General features: G+C 65.6%; 3 protein-coding genes and 1 pseudogene. 1 reads left to right on the forward strand and 3 read right to left on the reverse strand.

Going from position 1 to position 2,378, the window contains the following annotated elements; translation table 11 throughout:
* Positions 1 to 102: pseudogene (locus tag EN781_RS30740) on the forward strand (IS110 family transposase); the annotation flags it as partial.
* Between the two features lie 42 nt (positions 103 to 144).
* Here the strand turns inward: EN781_RS30740 and EN781_RS30745 are convergent.
* The 3 genes from EN781_RS30745 to EN781_RS30755 all read right to left on the reverse strand — a co-directional run bounded on the left by EN781_RS30745 (position 145) and on the right by EN781_RS30755 (position 2,049).
* On the reverse strand, positions 145 to 771 hold the full coding sequence (locus EN781_RS30745) for a CDGSH iron-sulfur domain-containing protein (RefSeq protein ID WP_126057236.1): 627 nt from the start codon (positions 769 to 771) through the stop codon (positions 145 to 147).
* A 238-nt stretch (positions 772 to 1,009) separates the two neighbouring features.
* On the reverse strand, positions 1,010 to 1,381 hold the full coding sequence (locus EN781_RS30750; protein WP_126057237.1) for a hypothetical protein: 372 nt from the start codon (positions 1,379 to 1,381) through the stop codon (positions 1,010 to 1,012).
* A 320-nt stretch (positions 1,382 to 1,701) separates the two neighbouring features.
* A complete protein-coding gene (locus EN781_RS30755; RefSeq protein WP_126057238.1) occupies positions 1,702 to 2,049 on the reverse strand; it encodes a hypothetical protein in 348 nt (115 codons plus the stop codon).
* Positions 2,050 to 2,378 lie beyond the last annotated feature (329 nt).

Genomic DNA, 2,378 nt, shown 5'->3' on the forward strand with positions numbered 1-2,378 from the left:
GTTGGCAAGCCGAAGATCGTCGCCGTCGTGGCCGTCATGCGAAAGCTGCTGACCATTCTCAACGCCATCATCCGCGACCAAAAACCATGGCAAACAGCTTGACAGCCAAGACAGTCGCTCTCCCCGTGAACGGGGAGAAGGACGCTACCCCACGAACCCCACCCTTTTATGCGAATTGTCACAGAACGGCTTGTTGGCTGAATGGCCGCAGCGGCAGAGGAAAACCCGCGTGGCGCGGTCGATGGTGTGGCCGGTGCCGGTGACGATCTCGGCATTGCCTTCGAGCTTGAGCGGACCGTTGACGGTCGGCGTGATCTTCAGTGGCCCGTCGCGGGCTTCGAGCGCAGGCGTGTCCTTCAGCGGCGGCTCGCCGGTGGCGGCAAAGCCCGCCTTGATATGGCTGTTGTCGCAGAACGGCTTGTTCTGCGACTGGCCGCAGCGGCAGAGCGTGGCGCGATGGAAGGTCTCGTCGCCGAGCACGATCTCGCCATGCACGGCCAGTGGGCCGTTTTCGCGCAGCCGCACGGTGTTGACCACCGGCGGCTTCTCCTGCGGTCCGCCATCCTTGCGATGGTAGGTGATGGCGCCGGACGGGCAGTTCTCCGCCAGCGCCACGACCTTCTCGACGCTGGCCGCCTCGGGGTGGATCCATTCGCCCTTGGCGTTGGGCACGAAGACGTGCGGATTACCGAGCACGCAGTTGCGCGAATGGATGCAGCGCTTGCCGGAAAAGGAGACGTCGACCTTCTCGCTTTCGACCGTGCCTGCCATGGGTGGGGTCTCCTCTTGGGTGGAGACAGGCTAGGGCGAGGGTGGGAAGGGCGTCAAGTTGGCTGGAACGCCAAGTCTCCCCCCTTGAGGGGGAGATGGCCGCGAAGCGGCCAGAGGGGGTCGTTGCGCGTGAAGCGCCGACCTTGGCTCTCGCAGGAAGGGGCGCTTGCGTTTTACGCGAAGCGACCCCCTCTGTCGCCTTCGGCGACATCTCCCCCACGAGGGGGGAGATTATCGCTCACTCCACCAGGTTGATTTCCTCGGTCTCGCCGCCGCTGCAGGTGTAGCAGCAGTCTTCGCATTTTTCCTTGTTGCCGGGGCCGACGCCCCAATAGGTGCCCTCGTCGCCGTCGACCCATGCGCCGTAGCAGATCGATTCGCCCTCATCGCAGGAGATCGGCAGTTCCTTGGTCTCGCCGTCGTCGAGGTAGAAATCCTTGCCATTGCCCGGCCAGACATAGTCGCGGTCCTGGCTGTAGAGCTCGAGCCGCATGGCATTTGGATGGCCGTTCCTGATCTCGAAAGTGACGTCGCCGGCATGAGCGGCCGGCGCGGCCAGCGTGGCGATGAAGAACGCCGCAGCGATGCGGCGGGCGGTGAAGAAAGTCATGGCAGTCCCCCGAAAAGAATCGGCCCCCATGGCCGATGGCGGGATGATGGCATGGCGCGAGCCAATGCCAAGGGGCGGTGGCGAAATAACGGGCGGAATTTTGGGATTGGCGAAAGCGGCGGTGCCGGCCGATCTCCCCCCTTGAGGGGGAGATGGCCGCGAAGCGGTCAGAGGGGGTCCTCGCGCGTGAAGCGCCAGCGTCATCTCTTGTCGCGCACAGCGTCTCTTGTCGCGCACAGCGTCGGCGCTCGACGCGCGGCGACCCCCTCTGTCGCCTTCGGCGACATCTCCCCCTCATGGGGGGAGATCGGCGCCCCCCGTCACTCCGCCAGGTCGATCGTCTCGGTGGAATGCTCGACGCAGATGAAGCAGCATGTATCGCAGGGCTGGTCGTTGTCGGGGCCGACGCCGGCGGAGACCTGGTCGTCGCCATTGACCCAGGCGCCCCAGCAGATGTTCTCGCCCGGATTGCAGGAGATAGGCACGGATTTGCGTGCGCCCGGACGGATGAGGAAGACCTTGTCGCCGCCCGGCCAGACCGTGTCGCGGTCGCGGCTGAACAGTTCCAGCGCGACGCCCTGCGACCGCTGGTTCCTGACGAACACCGACATGTCGTCGGCCTGGGCCGGCGTGGCGAGGAGAAGGGCGGCGAGCAGAGCGCGAATCATGGTGGGTCCCGGGGGAGTAGAGCACGGGTGGGGGAGCCGCGCGACCTCCCCTTCTCCCCTTGTGGGGTGAGAAGTGGTCCGCGTTAGCGGACGAAAAAGCCAATTGCTTGGCTTTTCGAGCTTCGAACGCCCTGAGCCTGCGAAGGGCCGGGCGGTGGCCGAGCGAAGCTCGGACGGATGAGGGGTGTTCCAGCTTGGCGTAAACCTCCGCCGGCGGCGAAAGGCGCGACACGGTCGCCAGCGCCTCACTCCGCTGGAACACCCCTCATCCGTCTCTGCGCTGCGCGCCGATCCACCTTCCCCCACAAGGGGGGAAGGGGGAGCTCTAC

The sequence above is a fragment of the Mesorhizobium sp. M4A.F.Ca.ET.090.04.2.1 genome, from assembly GCF_003999085.1.
Lineage (GTDB): Bacteria > Pseudomonadota > Alphaproteobacteria > Rhizobiales > Rhizobiaceae > Mesorhizobium.